Source organism: Roseburia sp. OM04-10BH (assembly GCF_003462605.1).
GTDB lineage: Bacteria > Bacillota > Clostridia > Lachnospirales > Lachnospiraceae > Roseburia_C > Roseburia_C amylophila.
This window is the reverse complement of sequence record NZ_QTZI01000011.1, coordinates 1-23,923: the sequence shown is the minus strand read 5'-3', so window position 1 is coordinate 23,923 and position 23,923 is coordinate 1. Positions and strand designations below refer to the sequence as shown.

27 protein-coding genes are annotated in these 23,923 nt (G+C 41.1%); 5 read left to right on the top strand and 22 right to left on the bottom strand.

What is annotated here, in order from left to right:
* The first annotated feature begins 66 nt into the window (after positions 1 to 66).
* Genes DXB43_RS11465 through DXB43_RS11455 form a run of 3 tightly spaced genes read left to right on the top strand, consistent with a single transcriptional unit; the run spans position 67 to position 2,682 of the window.
* A complete protein-coding gene (locus DXB43_RS11465; protein WP_117947618.1) occupies positions 67 to 1,218 on the top strand; it encodes an NAD(P)-dependent malic enzyme in 1,152 nt (383 codons plus the stop codon).
* Complete coding sequence (locus tag DXB43_RS11460) at positions 1,218 to 2,162, top strand: TIGR01212 family radical SAM protein (protein WP_117947617.1); 945 nt, start codon at positions 1,218 to 1,220, stop codon at positions 2,160 to 2,162. The genes DXB43_RS11465 and DXB43_RS11460 overlap by 1 nt, the downstream gene beginning before the upstream one ends.
* 4 nt (positions 2,163 to 2,166) lie before the next feature.
* Entirely contained in the window at positions 2,167 to 2,682 is a 516-nt protein-coding gene (locus DXB43_RS11455) for a DUF4364 family protein (protein WP_117947616.1), read from the top strand.
* A 129-nt stretch (positions 2,683 to 2,811) separates the two neighbouring features.
* Here DXB43_RS11455 and DXB43_RS11450 read toward each other — a convergent pair whose 3' ends face one another.
* From DXB43_RS11450 to DXB43_RS11360, 19 genes are all read right to left on the bottom strand, one after another.
* Positions 2,812 to 3,411 carry a flavin reductase family protein gene (locus DXB43_RS11450; protein WP_117947615.1) on the bottom strand — a complete coding sequence of 200 codons (600 nt, stop codon included), beginning with the start codon at positions 3,409 to 3,411 and terminating at the stop codon, positions 2,812 to 2,814.
* 82 nt (positions 3,412 to 3,493) lie between these two features.
* Positions 3,494 to 5,146 (bottom strand): putative manganese-dependent inorganic diphosphatase, encoded by a 1,653-nt coding sequence (locus DXB43_RS11445; protein ID WP_117840900.1) that lies wholly within the window; start codon positions 5,144 to 5,146, stop codon positions 3,494 to 3,496.
* Between the two features lie 24 nt (positions 5,147 to 5,170).
* The gene (locus tag DXB43_RS11440) at positions 5,171 to 5,965 is read right to left on the bottom strand and encodes a hypothetical protein (protein ID WP_022243136.1); all 795 of its coding nucleotides are present in this window, start codon (positions 5,963 to 5,965) and stop codon (positions 5,171 to 5,173) included.
* A gap of 53 nt (positions 5,966 to 6,018) precedes the next feature.
* On the bottom strand, positions 6,019 to 6,765 hold the full coding sequence (trmD, locus tag DXB43_RS11435) for a tRNA (guanosine(37)-N1)-methyltransferase TrmD (protein WP_117947614.1): 747 nt from the start codon (positions 6,763 to 6,765) through the stop codon (positions 6,019 to 6,021).
* An 8-nt stretch (positions 6,766 to 6,773) separates the two neighbouring features.
* Positions 6,774 to 7,319, bottom strand: a complete 546-nt coding sequence (gene rimM, locus DXB43_RS11430) for a ribosome maturation factor RimM (RefSeq protein ID WP_022243138.1) — start codon at positions 7,317 to 7,319, stop codon at positions 6,774 to 6,776.
* A 162-nt stretch (positions 7,320 to 7,481) separates the two neighbouring features.
* Entirely contained in the window at positions 7,482 to 7,889 is a 408-nt protein-coding gene (locus tag DXB43_RS11425) for a hypothetical protein (protein ID WP_117947613.1), read from the bottom strand.
* A gap of 93 nt (positions 7,890 to 7,982) precedes the next feature.
* On the bottom strand, positions 7,983 to 8,435 hold the full coding sequence (gene nrdR / locus DXB43_RS11420; protein WP_022243140.1) for a transcriptional regulator NrdR: 453 nt from the start codon (positions 8,433 to 8,435) through the stop codon (positions 7,983 to 7,985).
* 164 nt (positions 8,436 to 8,599) lie between these two features.
* Positions 8,600 to 8,851 (bottom strand): YlmC/YmxH family sporulation protein, encoded by a 252-nt coding sequence (locus tag DXB43_RS11415; RefSeq protein WP_022243141.1) that lies wholly within the window; start codon positions 8,849 to 8,851, stop codon positions 8,600 to 8,602.
* A gap of 60 nt (positions 8,852 to 8,911) precedes the next feature.
* Positions 8,912 to 10,012, bottom strand: coding sequence for a redox-regulated ATPase YchF (gene ychF, locus DXB43_RS11410; RefSeq protein ID WP_022243142.1), 1,101 nt, complete (start codon positions 10,010 to 10,012; stop codon positions 8,912 to 8,914).
* Positions 10,013 to 10,435: 423 nt separating this feature from the next.
* On the bottom strand, positions 10,436 to 13,066 hold the full coding sequence (locus DXB43_RS11405) for an ATP-binding protein (protein ID WP_117947612.1): 2,631 nt from the start codon (positions 13,064 to 13,066) through the stop codon (positions 10,436 to 10,438).
* 78 nt (positions 13,067 to 13,144) lie between these two features.
* Positions 13,145 to 14,080 carry a cysteine synthase A gene (cysK, locus tag DXB43_RS11400; protein WP_022243144.1) on the bottom strand — a complete coding sequence of 312 codons (936 nt, stop codon included), beginning with the start codon at positions 14,078 to 14,080 and terminating at the stop codon, positions 13,145 to 13,147.
* Positions 14,081 to 14,096: 16 nt separating this feature from the next.
* A complete protein-coding gene (locus tag DXB43_RS11395; protein ID WP_022243145.1) occupies positions 14,097 to 14,999 on the bottom strand; it encodes an NAD(P)/FAD-dependent oxidoreductase in 903 nt (300 codons plus the stop codon).
* Entirely contained in the window at positions 14,993 to 15,403 is a 411-nt protein-coding gene (locus DXB43_RS11390; RefSeq protein ID WP_117947611.1) for a M67 family metallopeptidase, read from the bottom strand. Before DXB43_RS11390 ends, DXB43_RS11395 begins: the two co-directional genes overlap by 7 nt.
* A 60-nt stretch (positions 15,404 to 15,463) precedes the next feature.
* Entirely contained in the window at positions 15,464 to 16,270 is an 807-nt protein-coding gene (locus DXB43_RS11385; RefSeq protein WP_117699072.1) for a HesA/MoeB/ThiF family protein, read from the bottom strand.
* A complete protein-coding gene (thiS, locus tag DXB43_RS11380) occupies positions 16,254 to 16,475 on the bottom strand; it encodes a sulfur carrier protein ThiS (RefSeq protein WP_117947610.1) in 222 nt (73 codons plus the stop codon). Before thiS ends, DXB43_RS11385 begins: the two co-directional genes overlap by 17 nt.
* Positions 16,476 to 16,504: 29 nt before the next feature.
* On the bottom strand, positions 16,505 to 16,828 hold the full coding sequence (gene trxA, locus DXB43_RS11375; RefSeq protein ID WP_117947609.1) for a thioredoxin: 324 nt from the start codon (positions 16,826 to 16,828) through the stop codon (positions 16,505 to 16,507).
* Positions 16,829 to 16,849: 21 nt separating this feature from the next.
* A complete protein-coding gene (locus tag DXB43_RS11370) occupies positions 16,850 to 17,101 on the bottom strand; it encodes a sulfurtransferase TusA family protein (RefSeq protein ID WP_022243150.1) in 252 nt (83 codons plus the stop codon).
* Positions 17,102 to 17,182: 81 nt separating this feature from the next.
* Positions 17,183 to 18,049, bottom strand: a complete 867-nt coding sequence (locus DXB43_RS11365; RefSeq protein ID WP_022243151.1) for a 4Fe-4S binding protein — start codon at positions 18,047 to 18,049, stop codon at positions 17,183 to 17,185.
* Positions 18,050 to 18,065: 16 nt separating this feature from the next.
* The gene (locus DXB43_RS11360) at positions 18,066 to 19,316 is read right to left on the bottom strand and encodes an O-acetylhomoserine aminocarboxypropyltransferase/cysteine synthase family protein (protein ID WP_117947608.1); all 1,251 of its coding nucleotides are present in this window, start codon (positions 19,314 to 19,316) and stop codon (positions 18,066 to 18,068) included.
* 289 nt (positions 19,317 to 19,605) lie between these two features.
* Here DXB43_RS11360 and DXB43_RS11355 point away from each other — a divergent pair, with 289 nt between their 5' ends.
* Together DXB43_RS11355 and DXB43_RS11350 are read left to right on the top strand one after the other, a co-directional pair.
* Positions 19,606 to 20,610 carry a FecCD family ABC transporter permease gene (locus DXB43_RS11355; RefSeq protein WP_197420870.1) on the top strand — a complete coding sequence of 335 codons (1,005 nt, stop codon included), beginning with the start codon at positions 19,606 to 19,608 and terminating at the stop codon, positions 20,608 to 20,610.
* The gene (locus tag DXB43_RS11350) at positions 20,603 to 21,361 is read left to right on the top strand and encodes an ABC transporter ATP-binding protein (RefSeq protein ID WP_117947607.1); all 759 of its coding nucleotides are present in this window, start codon (positions 20,603 to 20,605) and stop codon (positions 21,359 to 21,361) included. Before DXB43_RS11355 ends, DXB43_RS11350 begins: the two co-directional genes overlap by 8 nt.
* A gap of 5 nt (positions 21,362 to 21,366) precedes the next feature.
* Here the strand turns inward: DXB43_RS11350 and larE are convergent, their stop codons facing one another.
* The 3 genes from larE to DXB43_RS15315 form a co-directional block, all read right to left on the bottom strand.
* The gene (gene larE, locus DXB43_RS11345) at positions 21,367 to 22,200 is read right to left on the bottom strand and encodes an ATP-dependent sacrificial sulfur transferase LarE (RefSeq protein WP_117947606.1); all 834 of its coding nucleotides are present in this window, start codon (positions 22,198 to 22,200) and stop codon (positions 21,367 to 21,369) included.
* A gap of 11 nt (positions 22,201 to 22,211) precedes the next feature.
* Positions 22,212 to 23,156: an Rpn family recombination-promoting nuclease/putative transposase gene (locus DXB43_RS11340; RefSeq protein ID WP_117699068.1), complete on the bottom strand. Its 945-nt coding sequence runs from the start codon at positions 23,154 to 23,156 to the stop codon at positions 22,212 to 22,214.
* Positions 23,157 to 23,345: 189 nt separating this feature from the next.
* Positions 23,346 to 23,591, bottom strand: coding sequence for a hypothetical protein (locus DXB43_RS15315; protein ID WP_197420871.1), 246 nt, complete (start codon positions 23,589 to 23,591; stop codon positions 23,346 to 23,348).
* Between the last annotated feature and the right edge of the window lie 332 nt (positions 23,592 to 23,923).

Below are 23,923 nucleotides of genomic sequence, written 5' to 3'. Positions count from 1 at the left end.
TTAAAAATTTTTTAATGATATGATACTAGACGGAAGTAATCAATGGCTAAGAAAAGGAGACGAACTATGGATACCAACGAAAAAGCAATTGAAATGCATAAAAAATGGAATGGAAAATTAGAAACCATCTCCAAGACACCGGTAAAGACCCGGGAAGATTTATCTATCGCATACACACCTGGTGTTGCGGCTCCTTGCCGTATCATCGCAGAAAATAAAGAAGAAGCTTATACCTATACCATGAAGGCCAACACCGTTGCCGTTGTATCAGACGGAAGCGCTGTTCTCGGTCTTGGAAACATCGGACCGTACGCAGCCATGCCGGTTATGGAAGGAAAATGTGTACTGTTTAAAGAATTCGGAAATGTCAACGCTGTTCCAATCTGCCTTGACACACAGGATACCGAAGAAATTATAAAAACTGTTAAAAATATTGCTCCGGGATTCGGCGGCATCAACTTAGAGGATATTTCCGCTCCACGTTGTTTTGAAATTGAAGAGCGTTTAAAGGAAATGCTTGATATTCCGGTCTTCCATGATGACCAGCATGGTACTGCTATTGTTGTTCTTGCCGGAATCATCAACGCATTAAAAGTAACCGGAAAAGAAAAAGAAAACTGCCGCGTTGTTGTAAATGGTGCCGGTTCTGCCGGTGTTGCCATCACCAAACTGTTACTGACTTACGGCTTTAAAAATGTTATTATGTGTGACCGCATGGGAATCATCGGCAAAAATTATCCTGACTTAAACTGGATGCAGAAGAAAATGACCGAAGTTACCAACCTTTCCAATGAATCCGGTACCCTTGCCGATGCATTAAAGGGTGCTGATATCTTCATTGGTGTTTCCGCACCGAATATTGTGACTCAGGAAATGGTTGCATCCATGAATAAAGATGCCATTCTTTTTGCCATGGCAAATCCTACTCCGGAAATCATGCCAGACCTTGCCAAAGCTGCAGGTGCTAAAGTGGTCGGAACCGGAAGAAGTGATTTCCCGAATCAGGTAAACAACGTCGTTGCTTTCCCGGGAATCTTCAAAGGTGCTTTAGAAGGACACGCTTCCCAGATTACAGAAGAAATGAAGCTTGCTGCTGCAAAAGCAATTGCAGGGTTAGTATCTGATGAGGAATTAAATGAAGACTTTATTATGCCGGAAGCATTTGACCCGCGTGTTGCCGAAGTGGTAAGCCAGGCAGTCAAATCACACATCCGCTAATGAAAAACGGCACGATTACACTGTGGGGGGAGAAGCGCTACCACTCTCTGGACTTCTATTTAAAAAATACCTATCACGAAAAGGTATACCGGATTGCATTAAATGCCGGACTCAGTTGTCCCAACCGTGACGGACGCTTAGATACCAGAGGCTGTATTTTCTGCTCTGCCGGTGGTTCCGGAGATTTTGCCGCCTCTCCCACACTTTCTATCACAGAGCAGTTAGAAACTGAAAAAAGGATTCTGAGAGCAAAAAGAAACTGCAACAAATTCATTGCATATTTTCAGGCATTCACGAATACTTATGGTTCTGTGGAACACCTGCGGGATCTTTATATGCAGGCAGTAAATGACCCGGATGTGGTTATTATTTCCATTGCCACAAGACCTGACTGTCTGCAGCCTGAGATTCTTTCACTGCTTGCCGAAATCAATGAAAAGAAAACCGTCTGGGTGGAACTTGGTTTACAGACAATCCATGACGACACCAGAGTGTTTACACGAAGCGGCTTTACTTATGAGACTTTTCAAAAAAGTCTCTTCGCCCTTCACGCCCTTTCTATCAAGGTGATTGTTCATCTGATTTTAGGACTGCCCCACGAAACAAGAGAAATGATGTCTGCATCCGTTCAGGCAATTGCAAATCTCCCGGTCTGGGGAATCAAGCTGCAGCTGCTTCATGTATTATCCGGCACCGATTTAGCCGCTTATTATGAAAAGACACATTTTCCGGTATTTTCCATGGATGAATACTGTGAAATGATTATTGACTGTCTGGAGCTTCTGCCTCCGGAAATGGTGATTCACCGGATTACCGGCGATGGTCCGAAGGATTTACTGATTGCGCCGATGTGGAGCACCGGAAAACGGACTGTTTTAAATCAGATTCACCGCCGCTTAAAAGAGCGGAATACTTACCAGGGACGCTTAGCAACTAAGAGGTGATTTTATGGCTGAACCAGCTACTTTATATAAATTAATTATTCTGCACATGCTTGAACATATTGACTTTCCATTGTCCAATGCGCAGATTTCAGATTTCTTTTTAGACAGGGAATATACCGACTACTTTACGATTCAGCAGGTCATTCATGACCTGATGGATTCCGGGCTTGTCCGTACGGAAAACACCCACAACAGTACACGGTATATCATTACTCCTGCAGGAAAAGAAACGCTGCATTTTTTTCATAACAAAATATCCCCTTCTATTGAAGAAGATATTGCTGCTTATTTTCAGGCAAATAAGCTTGCCATTAAAACAGAAAATGCATATCTATCCGATTATTACAAAACACCGGAACAGGAATACGGTGTGCGATGCCAGCTCCGGGAAAAAGGCCGTACCCGCCTTGATTTTACTTTAACTGTCCAGACAAAGGAACAGGCGGAAGCCATCTGCACCAACTGGCAGAATCAGGCAGATGATGTATTTGCCTGTCTGATGGATTTACTTTTAAAATAAATATCTAAAATAAATGTTATTCAAAAAGCGGAACAACGAGAAGATTTTTCTCTCTGTTCCGCTTTCTATAATTTCTTATATTTTCAGTTATTTTGTCCTTTTTATTTTATTCTTTTTTATTTTGCTCTTTTACTTCGCTTTCTTCTTTCTGCCATTCTTTGAAGGCTTCTGCTTCTTTACGCTGTAACCAAAGCTTCCAAGCTTCTTACCCAGCAGAAAATATTCTCCATGGGAATAAGTCACCAGCCCGCTCTGATTCAGTTCGAATTTACCTTTTTCATTCATATAGGAATCATCAACGGTAACGCCTACTACATCTGCCAGAAACATATCATGGCTTCCAAGATGTAATATCTGGCTTACCTTGCAGGCAATGTTTACCGGACTTTCTGCAATTCCCGGTGCCGATACCTGCGGAAGGTTCAGTGGTGTCAGATGCATGGCATCAAACTTGTCAACGTCACGACCGGATTTTACGCCACAATAATCTGTGGCACAGACCAGATCCTTCGTCACAAGATTTACAACAAATTCACCAGTTTCCGTGATTATTCCATGGGAATATCGTTCCGGACGGACAGATATGGAAAGCATCGGCGGATTCGTACATACCGTTCCTGCCCACGCTACCGTAATAATATTCGGTTTTTCTGTCGGTATCTGACAGCTTACCATCACTGCTGGAACCGGATATAACATATTACCCGGCTTCCATGTTTCTTTCGCCATTTCAATTCTCCTGTATAAGTTGTTATCTTATTTCTGTCTCTGATATGGGCATTTATACCTGCTATCATCCTGCCGTAAGCATTTACGCTTGCTGCAATCCTGCCATTAATGTCGGAATCATCTGTTTCTTACGGGATACTACTCCCTTTAAGTAAAAGCTGCCTGATTCATCCGGCTCTCCAAAGCACTCCTTTAAAAGGCTGCCTGCCTGTGCTCCGGCATAGATTACTTCCGAATTCTCATCCAGAATGTCTGTCAGCATCACAAATACGGCATCCAGTTTCTGCTCTCCCAATGCAATTTCCAGATATGGCTGCAGCTTCTTCTTCGCCATGCCAAGCTGCACGTCACTCATGGCACTAAGCTGTGCTACACCAAAATCAAATTCATCGGTATGGAAGGTTTTAAAATCCTGATAAAACAGTTCTTCTGTTGTCTTTTTCTTAAAATCACTACCGGCTTCAAACATCTTCTTGGCCAGCTCTTCAATATCTACTTCTGCAATCTTCGCCAGTGCTTCTGCTGCTGCCCGGTCCATCTGTGTACAGGTCGGTGAACGGAACATCAAGGTATCTGAAATAATTGCTGCCAAAAGAATTCCGGCTGTCTTTTTATCAATGATTGCTCCCTTTTCCTGATACATCTGATAAATAATCGTTGAAGTACAGCCCAGTGGCTGGTTCCGGAAAAATACCGGAGCAATCGTCTCAAGGCTGCCCAGTCGGTGATGGTCAATAATTTCTAAGATTTCTGCATCTTCGATTCCATCTACTGCCTGGGATTTTTCATTATGATCAACAAGGATCACCTGTTTTTTCTGTAAATTTAAAAGATTTCGTCTGGAAAACATACCGACATATTTTCCATTCTCATCCAGTACCGGAAAATCACGATGACGCACTTTAGACATAGTCTCTTTCACATCATCCACATAATCCTCTAATTCGAATGTAATCAGATGCTCCTTTTTCATAATATATTTAATCGGCATACTCTGATTAATCAAACGCGCCACGGTAAATGTGTCATATGGTGTGCTGATAAGCATACAGTCTTTCTCTTCTGCAAGCTGCACAATGGTCTTTGTAATCTTCGCTCCGGAACAGACAATCACACAGCTTGCATTCATTTCCAATGCACAGAACTGTGATTCATAACGGTCTCCTAAGATAACCATATCGTCATCTTCAATATACTGCTCCATCATATCCGGTGTAGTAGCCGCAACAACAACCTTACCTTTTATGAAGTAACCATGCTCATTTCCTGTTACAAGAGTTCCATTTAAAGTTTCAACAATATTCTTATACTGCGTCCGGGCAGTTGCAAGAATCCGGTTGTCCAATACATCCATATAGGATTTTGCAATATCACTGGTAACAACCATTCCCTGCAGATTGTTCTCATTGTCAGTAATTGGCAATGACACGACATCTAAATTCTTCATCAGCTCCCATGCCCGTTTAATGGAAATGTGACTGCTGACCCCCTCCGTTCTTCGATATTCAATATCCTTAATCTGTGCACCGACATCTGTTACCAGTTCCGGTTCCGGTACATCAAAAAATTTTAGGACATACTTCGTCTCTTCGTTCATATGTCCTGCTCTTTTCGGTATAAAAATACCGTCCTCTGTTTGATTTTTTAAATCTGCATAGGCAATCGCCGCACAAATAGAATCTGTGTCCGGATTCTTATGTCCAATTACCCATGTCTTTCTCTTTCCCTGTGTCATATAATTCCTCGTTTTAACTACTGCTTAAAAATTAAATACTCCAAGAGAATATAGAATAAATGCCACCAATACTACAAAATTGATAACAGAAAACCAGGTTAAGCATTTTGCATAACCTTTTACGGTATTCAAGCTCTTCTCTAAAGTATCATTTTCCTCTAACTTAACGGTAAGCTCTTTAATTAAGTCCTGCATATTGCGGTAGCACTTTACATCTTCGGTATGTATTTTCTCAGCCAGTTCCAGTTTCATGCTGTCTAACTGCTGGGAAATTTCCTGTAAAGATGCCTGCATCTGTGCAGTCTGTTCTGCGGTTCTTCCGGTGGAATCACTTACGTCTGCTGCAATCTTTTCAGACAGTGCATTCAATTTTTCTTCTACACGGTTAATCATTTCTTCCATCTGACCGTGTACTCCGGTAAGAAGAACATCTGCTTCTGATTTACGTGCATTTAAAACATGCTGCAGTTCTTTTGCTTTTTCTTCTCTTTCATCTACGATATTCTGTAATTCCTGCACTTTGTCTTCTTTTGTAACAAGCAAAGCCTGAAGCTGTTTTGCTTTCTCACGGAATTCATCAATCTGCTTTAATAAGAAATCTTCCTTATCCATTCCTTTATCCACCTTACTGTTTGTCCTCTCTGACCTGTTATGCTGTTCGTTTTCTTTTAACGAAGGGGCTGCCTTTCTGGTCTCTGTATTTCTTATCTGTACCTTCTGTTGTGTCACCGGCTCTTTTCTGCTCCGGTCCGGCGTCCCATAACTCTTCGCATTTTTACGGTAAAACATCGTTTTCAGCACATCAAAAAAGCTTTTCACTACCGTCTTCCTCCTGCGGAATCTCTTCCATTCCTATTACTGCTAGACACATTCTAGCATTTACCCTGTGATTTGTCCAGCAAATGCTCAACCATTGCTTTCTCCTTTGCTGTCAAATCTGCATCTGCCAGCAAATCCGGTCTTCGTTCCATGGTTCTTTTAATGGATTGTTCTCTCCTCCATGCTTCTACCTTTGCATGGTCTCCGGAAAGTAAAATAGCTGGAACTTTCTTTCCCATCCATTCTTCCGGTCTGCTATACTGCGGATATTCCAATAAATTTCCTTCAAAGGATTCTGTGGTTCCGGATTCATCATTTGCCAGTACGCCAGGCACCATACGGGATATCGCATCCACCATGACCATTGCCGGAAGTTCTCCTCCTGTCAGCACATAATCTCCAATCGACACATAATCCGTCACAATTTCTTCTAACACACGTTCATCGATGCCCTCATAATGCCCACAAAGCAATACCAGGTCTTCTTCCTTCGCATAATCCTTTGCCATTTCCTGCTGAAACGTATTGCCCTGAGGTGTAAGATATACTGTTCTTGGCTTTCTTCCAATCTTCTGCGCCACTGCCTGCCACGCATCATAAATCGGCTGTGCCTGCATTACCATCCCGGCTCCGCCACCATACGGATAATCATCTACTTTTTTATGACGGTCTAACGTATAATCCCGGATGTTAATTGTTTCTATATTTAAAAGTCCTTTGCCAACTGCTCTTCCGATGATACTGGTATTCAGTCCCCGTTCTACCATATCCGGAAATAATGTTAATATATGAAAATTCATTTTGCTACCTACTTCTTATTAATATCACGAAGCCCATTTAAAAGGTGTACCGTAATGGTGCCTTCCTCTATATTGACATTTTTTACACAATCCTTAATTGCCGGAAGTAAAATATCATCTTCCCCATCTTTATGTAATACATAAATGTCATTTGCACCGGTCTGAAGTACATCCTTTACTTCACCTAAATCTTCTCCGTCATCTCCGACTGCCTTTAAGCCAATCAAATCAGCCACGAAATATTCATTCGGAGCCAGCTTTACAGCATTTTCCCTTGTTACATATAGCCCTCTGCTCTTATACTTCTCTACATCATTTATATTATCAAATTCTTTGAATTTTAATATTACCAGATTTTTAAAGAAGCGCGCCTGTGTAACCTGAAGCTCCATCGGTTCTTTTCCAGTATCCAAAAATACCTGCTTCAGCTTTTTAAAACGCATGACATCATCTGTTGTCGGATATACCTTCACTTCGCCACGCACACCATGTGTATTGGTAAGTACACCTACCTGTAGCATTTCTTCCTTCCAGTCTTCCTGCACTTTCTTCATATCCTATCCTCTTTCTCTTATACTTCCCGTTCTTCAGGCAAGCCTGAATTTAATTATACAAAAGAAGCATAACTGCCGCAAGTAAAAAAGGTAAGATTCTTAAGAATTCTTAGGAATCTTACCTTCTAACGGTCTCTTACTTTTTTATAATCAAAATTGCTCTTATAAATTAAAGTTTTCTACATTTCGCACTTTTGCAGTATCCGTTGCAGTAATCTGCCGGATTCCGCTCTGTTCAATGTTCTCTCCCACAAAGAACTGATACTGCTGCAGTACCTGATCCTTGTGCATATCGGATAATGCCTTCTCAACATCCAGGCTATGTATATCACTTTCAGAACCTTTCATCTCGTAGGTACGATCCGGCTGGTACTGTGCTGCATAATCTGCTGCCCCAAAATCCTGTTCTCTTCGTACCGTAGTCTCTAAGGTATCCTTCTGCTGCTGTTCAGATGCACCGGCATCTGCTGCCGTCTTAACAACCGGTGTATCTTCTACTGCATTCCGGATATTCTGTATGCTGTTGTAATCGTAAAATCCCGCATTGGGACGAATTCCTGAAATATTCATAACGATCACGTTCCTCACATCATAATTATCTGCTACTAATTTTATCGGATAAATTCAACCAAAATCAACCCTTTTCTCCAAAAAGATTTTCTTTTATTTATCCAGCATTTTCTTTAACTCATTCATAAAGGTATTTACATCCTTAAATTCACGATATACAGATGCAAAACGAACATACGCCACTGCATCTAAATCTTTAATCTTATCCATCAGAATCTCACCAATTACAGTACTTGGGATTTCCTTTTCTTCCCGATTAAAAATCTCTGTCTCCACTTCATCAACCAGTCTGGTTATCTGCTCCACGGATACCGGTCTCTTATGGCAGGCACGAAGTACACCTGCTTCAATCTTGGAACGGTCATACTGCTCTCTGCAGTTATCCTTTTTTATTACAATCAATGGAATTGTCTCAACTTTTTCATAAGTTGTGAAACGTTTTCCACAATCGTCACATAATCTTCTCCGACGAATGGAGTTATTGTCATCTGCCGGTCTCGAATCAATTACTCTGGTATTTTCACTGCTGCAAAATGGGCACTTCATCTTTTTTCTCCTATTCTAAAAGCTACGCAAAACACGCTTTGTGAATTTTGCGTAAATAATACCGTTTTTCCATCACCAAACGTTCATAAAGAACTGCTGATATCAGCTTTTACAAATATTGGTCGTACTATTTTTAGTATAACTTTCTCGTATTCTTATGTCAACTAACTTTTCACATCTTCTACACAGACATCTACCAGAATAATATCCGGTCCAATCCGCACAACACGTTTCCATGGAATAATATATTCGCATGCCGGACAAAAAATACAGAAAAATTTTCCCGGCGCAGCTACAACCAGTGCACAGATTCTTCCATTGCACTCATCCAGTTCCAAATCCACCACATTTCCCAGGCAGCAACAGTCTGCAATATTAATCACCTGCTTTTCACACAATTCACAATAGCGTATCATGTGCCTGCCCCACTGTGCCTTTTCTTCTATTTATACTATGCCGGATTTTTCAAAAGTTTCCTATACGTTGAAACGGAATAAAATAATATCGCCATCCTGAACAACGTAATCTTTTCCTTCCAGTCTTACCAGTCCCTTTTCTTTTGCCGCTGTCATGCTTCCACACTCAATCAGATGGTCATAGGATACCACCTCTGCACGGATAAATCCACGTTCAAAGTCGGTATGAATCTTTCCTGCCGCCTGCGGTGCCTTGGTTCCTTTGGTAATAGTCCATGCTCTTGTCTCATCTTCTCCCGATGTAAGGTAGCTGATAAGTCCTAACAATTTATAACTTGCTGCAATCAGTTTCTCAAGTCCGGATTCTTTTAATCCAAGGTCCTCTAAGAACATTGCTTTTTCATCATCATCTAATTCTGCAATTTCCTGTTCAATCTGTGCGCAGATAACAAATACTTCACTGTTTTCTGCGGCTGCCTGTTCTCTTACTCTTGCAACATGTGGATTGTTTGCGCCATCATCTGCAAGGTCATCCTCACTTACATTTGCTGCATAGATAACCGGTTTTGCAGTTAATAAATTATAAGATGCAAACCATGCCTGCTCGTCCTCATCATCACTCAACGGATAAGTCTTTGCCATCTTTCCTTCTTCCAGATGTGCCTTTAAGGATTTCAAAAGTGCCTCTTCTTTTGCAAGTGTCTTGTCCATTCTTGCCTGCTTGGTAACTTTTGCAATTCTTCTTTCCAAGATTTCAATATCAGAAAAGATAAGTTCTAAATTAATGGTCTCAATATCACGAACCGGGTCAATGCTTCCGTCTACATGGACTACGTTGGTATCTTCAAAACAACGTACAACATGAACGATGGCATCTACTTCACGAATATTGGCAAGGAACTGGTTTCCAAGTCCCTCTCCTTTGCTGGCTCCTTTTACAAGTCCTGCAATATCTACAAATTCAATGACTGCCGGTGTTACTTTCTTGGAATGATACATCTCGCCTAACACTTTCAGACGGTTATCCGGTACGGTTACGATTCCCACATTCGGGTCAATGGTACAAAACGGATAATTGGCTGATTCTGCACCTGCTTTGGTCAGTGAATTAAATAATGTACTTTTTCCTACGTTTGGTAAACCTACGATTCCAAGTTTCATTTTATCTTTTACCTGTTCGAAAATCCTTAAGTTATCAGGGTTTTCGCCTTTCTATGTTATTTTACTACATAATTTATCATGCAAATTTTTAAGCTGTATCAAACTCTTTTCTGCCATGTTGGCAAAAGGAGCTTAATACAGCCTATTATTATATCATAAGTCTTATTATTTTGAAACCATCAAAATTTAAAGTTCATGGTTTCCGTCTATTATCGTTGAAAACTTTATTCATCCACAGATACCTCTGCAAGATTCCGGACAGAAAAATTGCCCTTTTCAAGTTGTTCTTTGGATTCCCTCCTGTTCTTTTCAATAGCACTTGCTTTGTTGAGGTCTGTCTCTACAAACACACTATAGTCTTACCACCATTACAGGCAGCCAGTGAAAAGACCAGCTTCTTTTATCCGGCTTCCGGTTATCTTTTTATAATACTCTTTGAATAGCATCTACTACCTGCTGCCACTCTTCCATGGCTTTCGGATAAAAATGCTCTATCTTTTCGATGTTTTTTTCTTTTCCGGCACACTCCAGCTGGTAAAAGAAATCTCCAAGCGTTCTGGCTCCGATGCCCCAGGCTTCACCCTTTAATCCATGGGACTGGGTTACGAATGTTTTCCATAATTCGTTCATCATTTCTGTATCTGTTGCAACTTCTGAATCTATGATAGTTTCTGCAGTTTCTTTCATTGTTACTACATGATTTACCTTAAGAGTTTGGAACGCTTTCTCTAAATTATGCTGCTTCTTCTCTTTTTCTTTTGCAAAGATACCTAACAATTCTTTATAGAACTGTTCATCTCCATCCGCATAGGATAAGCCTTCTTCTGCTGCAATTCCATTCTTCTCAAGATAATGTAATAAGCCTCTTAGCTTTGTTATCTTTGTATCATCCATGTTTCCCTGGAAAACCATATTTTCTTCCGGCTGATAATCCCTAAGATATTTCTGCAGCATAATCTCCAGTGTACCCGGTTTTACCGGCTTGGTAATATACTCTGCAAATCCTTCGTTTTTGTACAGTTCTTTTGCACCAGCTGTTGCATTAGCGGTAAATGCCACTGCCTGCGTATAATGATTTCGTCCTTTCTCATCTGAACGGATGAGGTGCAGCGTCTCTATGCCATCCGGCTTTGGCATCATATGGTCTAAAAGAAGTAAATCATATGTTTTCTCTTCACATTTTTGAACGGCAGTATTTCCATCCATCACGGTTTCCATTTTAACCTTTGTCTTATGTAAAAGATGTTCTAATACCATCAGATTCTGCTCATTATCATCTACCGCAAGAATGGTAAAGCTGCTGTAATCCGCATTCATACTTTTCTCACTCTGCTTTGCAAAATGTTGTTTTTCCGATACCTCTACCCACGGAATACGAACCGTAAAAGTACTTCCCTTCGTCACTTCACTAATCAGGCTGAGGCTTCCACCCATAGCCTCTGCCAGCTGTTTTGCAATATCCAGCCCGAGACCGATTCCGTCTTTCCTGCTGTTCCTGGCAGTATTGCCCCGTTCAAAGCTTTCAAAGATTTTATCCTGCTCTTCTTTTCCTATTCCAATTCCACTGTCTGCCACAGTTATCTTCAAAAAGGTATCTCCATTTTCTGTTGCTTTTTCTACACCCAGCTCCACAAAGCCTTCATCTGTGTATTTCACCGCATTTTCCAGTAGATTTATGATAATCTGACGGATATGTGCCTTGTCTCCATAGAAATGTTTTCCCGGTTTTAATAATGGTTCTTCCATCCGCAGCCGGAAGTTTAAAGATTTCTTCTCTGCCTGTGGTCTCATCTGGGCTGCTGCGTCATGGATAACCTCTTCTAAAGCAAATGCATCCTTCTTTATCTGAAGCGTACCACTTTCTAACCGGGAAGCATCTAACACTTCTTCTATCAGTGCAATCATACTGTCACCGGCAGATGCAATTTCTCTGGTATATCCGCGGATTTTCTCTTCTGATGTCTCTTCCGCAATCACTTCATTCATACCAAGTATCGTATTCATCGGAGTCCGCAGCTCATGGCTCACTTTCATTAAAAATCTGGTCTTGGCTTCGTCCGCACTCCGAAGTCTCTGCATCATTTCCAAGGTTTCTGTCTGGTCGATAAACCAGAGCATGCAGCCGTCCTTCTCACCATTTTCCACAATATCTTCCATACGAAGTTCATAGATGCGGTCATTTTTATGCAATAGTCTTTTCCGGTTCGTCAGTGCCTGCAGGATTTCTTTTTGTCTGCTTGCCGCACTGCCCACCTTTATTTCCGGGAAAAGTTCTTTTATTCGCTGGTTGACGGAGATAATTTTATTTTCTGCATCCAGGATAATCAAGCCTTCTTTTCCATGATTAAATGCATTATCCACCGCAGCCTGCTGAGAACCAAAATATCCATAATGAATCATTGCCATCATCATGCAGAACATCATAGTTGTCATGGCAATGACTACCGGATTATAACTGCCAAATACACCCAGACCCTTTAAAATTAATTCCAGGGCAAAAGTTCCCACACCTGCTATCATATAAATAATCCGCTTTTTATGAATTGGTGAACTCTCCCCGTAACGCATGATACACAAAATAAGTACCGCAAGTATTACCGTTCCCAGATGTATATAATGTAGTTTCCAGATGATTCCGGGTATAACTTCAATCCGGTGATATATGCCATCTTTCAATATCCGCATTGTTTTATAAAAATATGGATGATATTCTGCCGTAAATACTCCTGTCAAAACAATTGTATTAATTACTGCCTGAATAAAATAAACGAACTTTGGAATTTTTAATCTGCCAAATTCGGATGCAAACCATAAAAATGCCATTAAAAATCCTGCCTGTCCAACATACTGGATGCACAGCCCGGCAAGTGCCTCACCAACGGTATCCGAATGCACCAGTTCCAGATGAACTCCCACCACAAACAGCATGGAAAAAATATCATAAATAATAAATGCAAGCTGTGCTTTGGAGAGCTTTTTACGAAGGCAGATTGCCAACATAAAAAGCATCAGGATAATCGCTATAATATTTACCGACACAAGAAAATAGAACATACTTCTTTTCCTTTCGTAAAAGTCTTTTTGACTCTTTTACCATATTATAGCGGAATGCCTGATGCTTTTCCACTGATTTTATTTTGCAAATAAAGGAGTAGATAAATAGCGGTCTCCGGAATCCGGAAGCAATACCACAATGTTCTTTCCTTTATTTTCTTTTCTTTTTGCCAGCTCAACAGCTGCCTTTAATGCAGCTCCTGCACTGATTCCCACAAGAATTCCCTCGCTGCGGGCAAATGCTCTTCCTTCTTCAAAGGCATCGTCATTTTTGATTGGAATAATCTCATCGTAAACAGAAGTATCCAGTGTGTCCGGAATAAATCCGGCACCGATTCCCTGAATTTTATGAGGTCCGACTTTTCCCTGTGAAAGAACCGGACTGGTTGCAGGTTCTACTGCAACAATGTGTACGGACTTCTTCTGCTTTTTCAGATATTTTCCAACTCCGGTTATGGTTCCACCGGTTCCGACTCCTGCCACAAAAATATCAACGCTGCCTTCTGTCTGTTCCCAGATTTCCGGTCCTGTGGTTTCTTCATGGGCTTTTGGATTTGCCGGATTTTCAAACTGTCCTAAAATAATTGAACCTGGAATCTCTTTATGAAGTTCTTCTGCTTTTTCGATTGCACCCTTCATTCCCTTATACCCGGAGGTCAGTACAATCTGTGCTCCATACGCCTGCAGAAGATTCCGACGCTCTACCGTCATGGTTTCCGGCAATGTTAAAATTGCATGATACCCTTTTGCAGCCGCCACAGAAGCAAGTCCGATTCCCGTATTACCGGAAGTTGGCTCGATAATCGTAGCTCCCGGCTTTAATTTTCCCTTTCTCTCTGCATCTTCAATCATGGCAAGTGCCACTCGGTCTTTTACCGAACCTGCCGGATTAAAATATTCCAGCTTGGCAATGATTGCCGCATCCTCTACACCTGCCTCTTTCATATAATTATGAAGATAGAGCATCGGCGTCTTTCCAATCAGTTCCGAAGCACTGTCCACTATTCCTTTCACACACGTTTCCTTCTTTCTATTCCATTCCTTTGATATATCCGGTTGCAGACTGAATTGCCACTGCACCATCTGCAACTGCTGTGACTACCTGACGCAGGCTTTTCGTCCGCACATCTCCTGCCACGAACAGTCCCGCAAGACTGCTGCTGCAGTCTTCTCCTGCAATCACATAGCCTTTCTCATCGAGAACGTCAAGGTTCTTTAATAATTCCGTATTTGGAATCATTCCAACCGCTTCAAAAACACCATCTACAGCTATTGTCCCACCGTTATCTAAAATAATACCATCTACTTTATCTTCCCCGGTGATTTCCTGTACTCTCGTATTGGTAAGTATTGTTACATTGGAAAGCTCTTCTAATTTCTTTTTTGTCTTCTCTGCTCCACGGAATTCTGCTCTCCGGTGAATGAGATATACCTGTTCGCAGATATCGGATAAATACAATGCATCATCCAATGCGGTATCTCCACCACCGATGACTGCGGCTTTCTTTCCCTTATAAAAGGCACCGTCACAGACTGCACAAAAAGAAACTCCTTTTGCCAGCAGCTTTTCTTCTCCCGGCACCCCTAATCTGCGGTTCTGACAGCCTGCCGCATAGACTACGGTTTTCGCTTCTATGTTCTTTCCATCTTCACAGGAAATGACAAAGCTTTGCTCTTTTTTGGTAATGGCTGTAACCTCTGCCTCTTCAATGGTTACTCCAAGTCCTTCGGCATGCTCTAAGAATGCCTCTCCCAGAGAATAACCGTCTTTGCCCGGCAGTCCCGGGTAATTATCTACCCGGCTGCTGTATGCAATCTGTCCGGTTCCAAGATATTCTTTTTCCAGTACAACCGCATCGAGGTTTGCCCGCTTAGCATAGATTGCCGCACTTAAACCTGCCGGCCCGCTTCCAATGATAACTACATCTAACATATTACCAGATCTTCCTTTGTTGATTCGTCGCCTTCAATATGAAATGAATTGAGTACCGGCTGTTCCGGTTCCATCAGAGAAAGAATCATATAGCTTGCTTTACTGTCATATGCAAGACGCTTATCTTCTTCGGATGGTCTTGAAGGAGATTCCGGATGGGAGTGCCAGTTGCCTAAAGGCATGAGACCATTGGCACGCATATCCTTTACGACTGCTAACTGCTCTTTCGGATCCAGTGTGAAATGCTCATTGGAATGGTCGATATTGGTCAACAGATATACCTTTTCTACCACCTTATCCTCTCCGTCTTTGGTTCCTGCAATCAGTCCGCAAGCCTCTTCTGGTACACAGCTTTTGGCATGTGCCAGTATTTTTTCATAATCTGCTTTTTTTAATGAAATCATGCTATCCTCTTTCTATGTTTCATGGGTTATGTATCTGATAACATTTATTTACTGATACATTTATTTATCTGTACACTCTGCCTGTTCATAATCAATCAGCTCTGTTATGGTCGGATGTTCTCCACAAACGGCACATCCCTTGCCATTCCAAGGAAGCTTAATCTTGTGGAATTCCTGCTTAATTGCATCATAGGTCAATAACTGACCGGTCAGCAGATCTCCTACTCCAAGGATGTATTTGATTGCTTCCATTGCCTGAAGGCTTCCGATGACACCACCCATTGCGCCGATAACACCAGCCTGCTTACAGGTCGGTACGGCATCCTTTGGTGGTGGATTCTTAAATACACAACGGTAACATGGTCCCTCTCCCGGAACATAGGTCATTAACTGACCTTTGAAACGGATGATTCCTGCATGGGAAAATGGTTTCTTTGCCATAACACAGGCATCGTTAATTAAGAATTTTGCCGGGAAGTTATCGGTTCCGTCAATGATAAAATCATAATCTGCAATGATGTCCATGATATTTTCACTGGTAATGAATTCACGATATGTACGGACTTCTACATCCGGGTTCATTGCATTAATGGTCTCTTTTGCAGACTGCACTTTTGCTTTTCCTACATCTGCTGTCTGATGAATAATCTGTCTCTGAAGGTTACTTAAATCTACTTCATCTGCATCTGCAATTCCGATGGTACCTACACCTGCTGCTCCAAGATACATTGCTGCCGGTGCTCCAAGTCCGCCTGCTCCGATGATTAAAACTTTTGCATTTAAAAGTTTTTTCTGACCCTTAGCGCCAACTTCTTTTAAAATGATATGTCTGGAATAACGTTCAATCTGCTCATCCGTTAATGCCATAGTTTCCACCTCCCATGAAGTAAAGGAATTCTACATTATCACCATCCTTAAGAACGGTTGTTGCCTTTGCTTCTGTTTCTATAAATTCATCGTTAATGGATACGGTTACATATTCCGGTGTCTCTACATTTTCCTGCTCAATTAATTCCGGAAGTGTTAATCCGTCTTTTACTTCTTTCTTTTCGCCTGCTACTGTAATCTGCATAATTTCCTTCCTCTCACTTTTCTTTCTTTTTATTTGTCAAGGGACTGGGTAATCCACTCCTCAAGTACCGCTTTTTTCTCTGCACCACTCTTACGGGCAATTTCTTCGCCATCCTTGAAGAGTACAATGGTTGGTACAGACATTACACTGTATTTTTCTGCCAGTTCTGAATCAAAGTTGGTATTTACTTTATAAACATTTAATTTTTCTGCCTGTTCGTCTGCGATAGCACCAATGACCGGTGACATTTTCTTGCACGGAACACAACTGTCTGAGTAAAAATCAATCAGCACCGGAAGGCTGCTCTTCAATACTTTTTCTTCAAAAGTGTCTTTTGTTATGCGTTCTGCCATTTCTTTCTCCCTTCCAGATGTTTAGTCCTCAACCTTCTTTACAATGAGGTTATAGGTTCCATCTTCGTTATTAACCAGTTTTAAAATCTGATGTCCTTCTTCTTTAATACTGCGTGGTACGTTCTGTACCGGCTCGCCGTCATTCATACGGATTGCAATGACTTCGCCATCCTCTAACTCATCAATTGCAACCTTTGCCTTTACAAAAGTAAGCGGGCACACTTTATCGGTAATATCTACTGTGTCATCAATTCTGATTCCTTCGATTTCCATCTTATATCTCCTCGTATAATAATTTTTATTTTGAATTTCCATTCCGATTTTTTCTTTCTTTTTCTGCTGCTTCCGGCAACTTTATTTTTCTTCAAATGCATTGCGGATTACTTTGCGGAATTCATCTTCTCCTACACGCTGTAAAAGTAAACGGAAACGCTCACCCGGATTTGCATGCTCTTCAAAGAATCCAATGGCTGCATCGGTCACACGGAATAATGTCTCTTCATCGGTAATCAACGGAAGTAACTGTTCTCCTTTGTAAATATGATTTCCAAATAATCCACCAAAGGATACGATATATCCGCTCTTTCCTTCCCATGCATCTGTCGGGCAGGATTTTACACAACGGCCGCAGTTGGTACATTTATCATAATCAATGGTAACTTCTGTTCCGGTACATTTGATAGCATCTTCACGGCACGCCTTTTCGCAGACACCACAATTGATACATTTATCTGCTACCCAGCTTACTTCCATACCACCTTTTACACCGATATCATTTTCTTCTGCCTTAAGACAGTTGTTCTGACATCCGGTAACACCAAATTTGAATTTGTGTGGAAGCTCTCTTCCGAAGTAATGCTCATCTAATTTCTTTGCCAGGCTGTAGGTATCGATACATCCGCTCGGGCAGATTTCAGAGCCCTGACATGCGGTAACGGTACGGACTCTCGGTCCACATACACCAGGTTTTACACCGCCGTCTGCTAACTTTGCACGAACCTCTTCTATATCTTCAAAGTTAATAAATGGAATCTCAATGCCCTGTCTGGAAGTCATATGAACATAGCCTTTTCCATATTTTTCTGCCACATCTGCTACTGCTTTAATATTTTCTGCTGTCAGGTTTCCTCCAACCACCTGGATTCTTAAAGAAAAGAATCCTTTCTGTTTCTGGCGCATAAATCCGCCCTTTTTCAATGCCGCATAATCAATTTTTGCCATTATCTGCTTCCTCCATTTACTCTTTGCTTTTCTCTGGTTTGCTCTGATCCATTGCCTGTCTGAAGTCTTCGATTAAATCTTCGATATCTTCAATTCCGACACTGATGCGGATCAAATCATCAAATACTCCGGCGTCTCTTTTTTCTTCCGGGGTACTGTGTACATTTAATGTAGATTCCGGATGAATCACTAATGTTTTCGTATCTCCGATATTGGAAATAATCAGCGGAAGCTTTAATGCATTGATTATTTCAAATGCCCGTTTCTTGCTTCCGGTCCGTATGGTTAAAATTCCACCAAAACGGTCCTTAAACTGTTTCTTTGCGATTTCATGCCATGGACTGCTCTCCAATCCCGGATAATTGACTGTTACATCCGGATATTCTCTTACAAAAAACCTTGCCAGTTCTGCTGCATTGTCACAGATACGCTCCATCCGGATTCCCAGTGTCTCTAACCCGATGCAGTTATAAAATGCATTCTGCGGAGACAGACAGGCTCCTGTGTTGCGGAACAGTCCATTCCGAAGCTTGGCAGTATAGGCAAATGGTCCAAACTTCTTAAAGTCTGCCATGCCCGGATATTTTTCCACATCCCACTTAAATCTGCCGCTGTCCGTAATAATTCCGCTGATGGAATTGCTGTGACCATTGATGTATTTAGAGGAAGAATTCATTACAATATCCGCTCCTAGGGAAAGCGGCTTCACTAAGAATGCAGTAGCAACCGTATTATCTATAATGAGCGGTACCTGATGCTCATGTGCCAGATTTGCAAGTGCCGTAATATCTGTCACATCAAGTCTTGGATTACCAATGGTCTCTGCAAAGTAAAGACGGGTATGTTCATTGGTCTTTGCTTCAAATGCAGCCAGGTCATTGTTTTCCACATAATGTGTTGTGATACCAAATGCCTCTAAGTCACGGAATAAATCAATGCTGCCGCCATAGAGACTGGCACTGGATACGATTTCATCGCCGGAACGAAGGATATTACAAAATGCATTGTAGAGTGCTGCCATTCCTGATGCACAGGCAACGCTTGCTACGCCACCCTCTAACGCCGTTACTCTTTTTTCAAATGCATCTACCGTAGGATTACTGATTCTCGTATAGGAATATCCCGGTGCCTGGTTATGAAAAATCTTTTCTAGCTTCTCTGCCGACTCATGTGCAAATGCACTGGATTGATAAATCGGAGTTGTTGTTGCACCTGTATTCGGTTCTCCTTGAAAATCTCCATGTAATAATGCGGTATTAAACTTCATCTTACGCTCCAATTCCTGCACGTCTTATCGTGCACTAAATACTTTGAACTGCCTTAGGAAATCTATTTACGATTATTCCTATTGGTTTTGTATGAATTATATTTTACTATATTTTTCTAATTTGTCAATACTAATTTATCAGAGCATTGTTATTTCTCTCCGAATATGTTATTTTATTCACGCAAGCGACCGCCGCAGGCGCGAGAACGTGCCAAGGCTCATTCTTTGTTGCAACAATACTTTTCAGGAAACACAATACATATTTCTGGAATAACGGAAAGGATTTCCTATGTACACGAGAAAAAAAATCATTTTATCTTTTGCCGGAATGTTTTTCCTGCTGCTTCTTATGATGTTGGCAAGTCTTTTTTTCGGCAGTGTTTTATTAAATCCAAAAGAGATTTTATCCTGTCTGATTCAAAATGACCGGACTTCTGTCACAGGTCTGTTACTTTTTCATATCAGAATTCCACGGATGTTTGGTGCCATTGCTGCCGGCATGGGTTTATCCTGCGCCGGAGTTATCTTACAGACTGTTATGAATAATTCCCTTGCCAGTCCGAATACCATCGGTGTCAATTCCGGAGCCGGATTTGCCGTTATGATTGGGCTTGCCCTCTTCCAGGGCCGTGCAGCCCATAATGCCATCTTTGCATTTGCAGGTGCCTTTCTGACAACACTTCTTATTTTTGCACTGGCGTATATGGCAGACAGCAAACGTACTACTATTATTCTTGCCGGAATTACCGTTTCTTCTTTTTTAAGTGCCGGAATCAATACGGTAAAATTATTAAGTGATGATATCACCTTAAACCTCACTACCTTTATGATTGGTTCTCTTTCTGATGTCACCACCAAAACGCTGTTGGCTCCCGGCATTGCCATTGTCATTGCGGTTATTCTCTCCTGCTTTTTTGGAAGCCACATGAATGTTCTGAGTCTTGGAGAAGATGTTGCCCGCTCCCTTGGCATTCCGGTATCGCTGCTCCGTTTCCTGTTATTGATGCTTTCCAGTATACTGGCAGGCTGTGTGGTAAGCTATGCAGGACTTTTAAGCTTCGTCGGGCTGATTGTTCCTCATATTGCAAGACGGCTCTTTGGCAATGATCTGCGGCTTTTAGTTCCCCTTTGTGCTCTCTTAGGTGCAAGTTTCGTCCTCTTCTGTGACACCCTTGGACGTGTTATTGCCGCACCATATGAACTTCCTGCCGGCATTATTCTTTCTTTTGTTGGCGGACCGTTTTTCTTATATCTTTTATTAGGAAAGAAAGGAGGCCGCAGAGTCCATGCTTAAATTTGATTCCGTTTCCATTGGCTACCACAAGGTGCCTCTGATTAAAAATCTGTCCGTTGAAATTCCTACCGGCAGCATCACAACCATCGTAGGGCCAAATGGCTGTGGCAAAACAACACTGATTTCCGTATTAAATAAATCCAGCCAGCTTTTTAACGGCTCTATCACATTAGATGGCGAAGATATTTATCATATGAATGGACACCTTCGTGCCCAGAAAATTGCATTTTTACCGCAGATTCGTGAAGTGATTCCTGCTCTTCCGGTTCATACCTTAGTGGAGCATGGACGTTTTCCATATCTTGGCTTCTCCAGACGCCTCACCAAAGAAGACCGCAAACTGGTGGAAGATGCCATGGAATTTACCCATATTACGGATTACCGCAACGTTGCAACTGACACTCTTTCCGGTGGGATAAGACAGCGTGTCTTCTTTGCCATGACTTTAGCCCAGAACTGCGATACGATTATTTTGGATGAACCGACTACCTTCTTAGACTTGGAAAGCCAGAATAATTTCTACCGGATGCTTCCAATCTTAAAAGCACAGGGAAAAACAATTCTTTTGGTGCTGCACGACCTTGCCAAGGCACTTACTATTTCAGACAAACTTATCGTCATGGAATCCGGTGCCATCTGCTTTCAGGGCACTCCGGATGAATGCGTACAAAAAAACGTCTTAAATAAAGTATTTCATACTTCACTTAAGACGTTCTCTGATGCGGAAGGAACTTACTACTTCTTTGAGTAAGTTCCTTACTTTTCCAATGTTTCATTCATACTTCCCATCCGGTAACCGCAAAGGTCTAAGGTTACATAGGTAAATCCATATTCCCGGAAAGCTTTTGCAATTCTCTCCCGATTCTCCTTTTCCATCAGCTTCGAAAATTCTTCCGGCTCAATCTCAATTCTTGCCATCATTCCATGAATTCTTACCCTCACCTGATGAAAACCTAAATCCAATAATAATTGTTCCGCTTTATCCACCATTGTAAGTTTCTCTTCGGATATGGTCTCTCCATAGACAAACCGGGATGACAGACAGGCAAAGGACTGCTTTTCCCAGGTTGGAAGATTCAATGCCTTCGAAAGAACACGAATATCCTGCTTGGTAAAACCACAGTCTCTGAGCGGACTTTTTATTCCAAGCTCTGCCACTGCTTTTAATCCCGGACGATAATCTCCGTTATCATCAAGGTTAGAGCCTTCCGCCACATAAGCTATTTTCTTTTCTTCTGCAATCTTTAATATCTTTTCAAATAATTCATGCTTGCAAAGATAACAGCGGTTCTTAGGATTCTGTGCAAATCCTTCGATTTCAAGTTCTTCCGATTCTGTAATAAAATGTCTTATATTTTCTTTCCGGCAAAATGCTTCTGATTCCCCTAACTCTCTCTTTGGAAATGAACAGGAGGACGCAGTTACTGCAATTGCCCGCTCTCCCAATACATCATGCGCCACTTTCAAAAGATAGGTGGAATCCACACCACTTGAGAATGCAACTGCCACGCTGCCTAATTTTTCAAAATATTGTTTTAACGCTTCCTGCTTTTTTAACTGTTCCGGAGTTGGCGCTGCTATTTTATCCATTTCTTATGCCTCTACTTCACTTCTTCTCTGAGTTCTTTTACCGTAGCAAGCTCCAGTCCGACCTTTTCTGCAATTACTTCATCTGTCAGAAGGTCTAAAAGGTTTCTTGCAACACTGATTTTTTCTCTGGCAATTCCACGGGCTTCACCAATTTTAATTCCTTTTGCTTCGCCAATCTTAATGCCCTGCGCTTCACCAATCTTGATGCCCTGCGCTTCACCAATCTCTATTCCCTTGTTGGTCATCTCTTCTGCAAACGTACACATTGTAATCACCTCTCCTGCCTTCACACGTTCTGCTACTGTTTTCTCTATTTTGACATAGGTTTTATCATTTGTAAACACCCGAAGTAGATTCAAAACCGCTTCTACATGGCAGATTGCCTCCGGATGTTCCTTGGGATTATATCTTCCAAGACGTTTTTCTGCAAAAAAATCTGCTACAATTTTAAAATCGCTCTTAAACTCTTTTCGGACTTTCTCCGGCAAAAATGCAATATTAAAAACAAATATTTTATAATCATTTACATACGGTCTTAGTTCCGGAGAAACATCTAAAATGTCAAATAGCGCATTCGGACTTTTCCATTCTGTATCACTGAAATTTAAAACAATCGTAATTGCCGGATATTTTCGTTCTTCCCCACGGTCAATCTGCGCCCGATACACAGCATAATCATACCCCATAATCCGGATGGGCATATTTTTGTCTATCCGACTTTCATTTTCAATCCCAAAAGATGCCACTTTGTATAACCCATTCTTATATAATTTCACAGTATCCCGAAACTGATTCCGAAGATTGTTTTCTTCCACCTTATAGATGCTTTCTGTTGGTCCCTCTTCCAATCCTTCTTCCAAAAGAATCTCCTTTCGAAAAAGTAATACATTATATATGTCAGCAAAAACATCCGAAAATGATTCCAGATATTTTTCTGCCAAATCCTTATCTGCCAAGTATTTTCCCCCTGTTAAATAAATATTTTGGATAAAAAGATTCTGAAAATATGAATATAAGATTATCACGAATACAGGCAGTTCAACACGCCTGCATAATAGATGAATATCGAATATTATTATGAACTGATTTTACTTAAGTATAATAGCAAAAATATTCCGAAGAGCACAAGTACTCTGCGGAATATTTTAATCTAATTTAATAGAATTTATATAATCTTTACAAAGATAAAACATTTTTTCTGTTTTTGTAACTATTTTCTTCTCATTTTTGTCATTTTCCATGTAAACGTTTGCGCACATGTACTTTAACATACCAATGGCGATCAGGTCATTGGCACAGTATATGGCTGTTGGCGGATTCTCACCCTGAATCAGCTTCTCCATGACTGCATAGCCAATCTTACGGTGTCCTAAAGAAATCAGATATTCCAATGCCTTTGCTGCAATTCTTCTTTCATCACAGATGACCTCATCTACTTGATAATTGGTAGAATTACGATTTACTGAAACAATTACTTTAGTCCCTATTTACATTTGTGTGTCCGATGTATCAACAGTATAATTATGCATTTCATGAATTGCGTAAGCAATTAGAAAATCAAGTAGTCCAAATTCCATAAAATGAAATTTTAGGGCAAATTACAGACATTAGCTTGGCTGTAGTATTTTTAAACAACATGTGTTAGACTACTGTTATACAAATCGGAAGTTTACAGCGAGGTAAAAGTTTATGAATAACTATAATGAAGTGAAAAAATCATTTG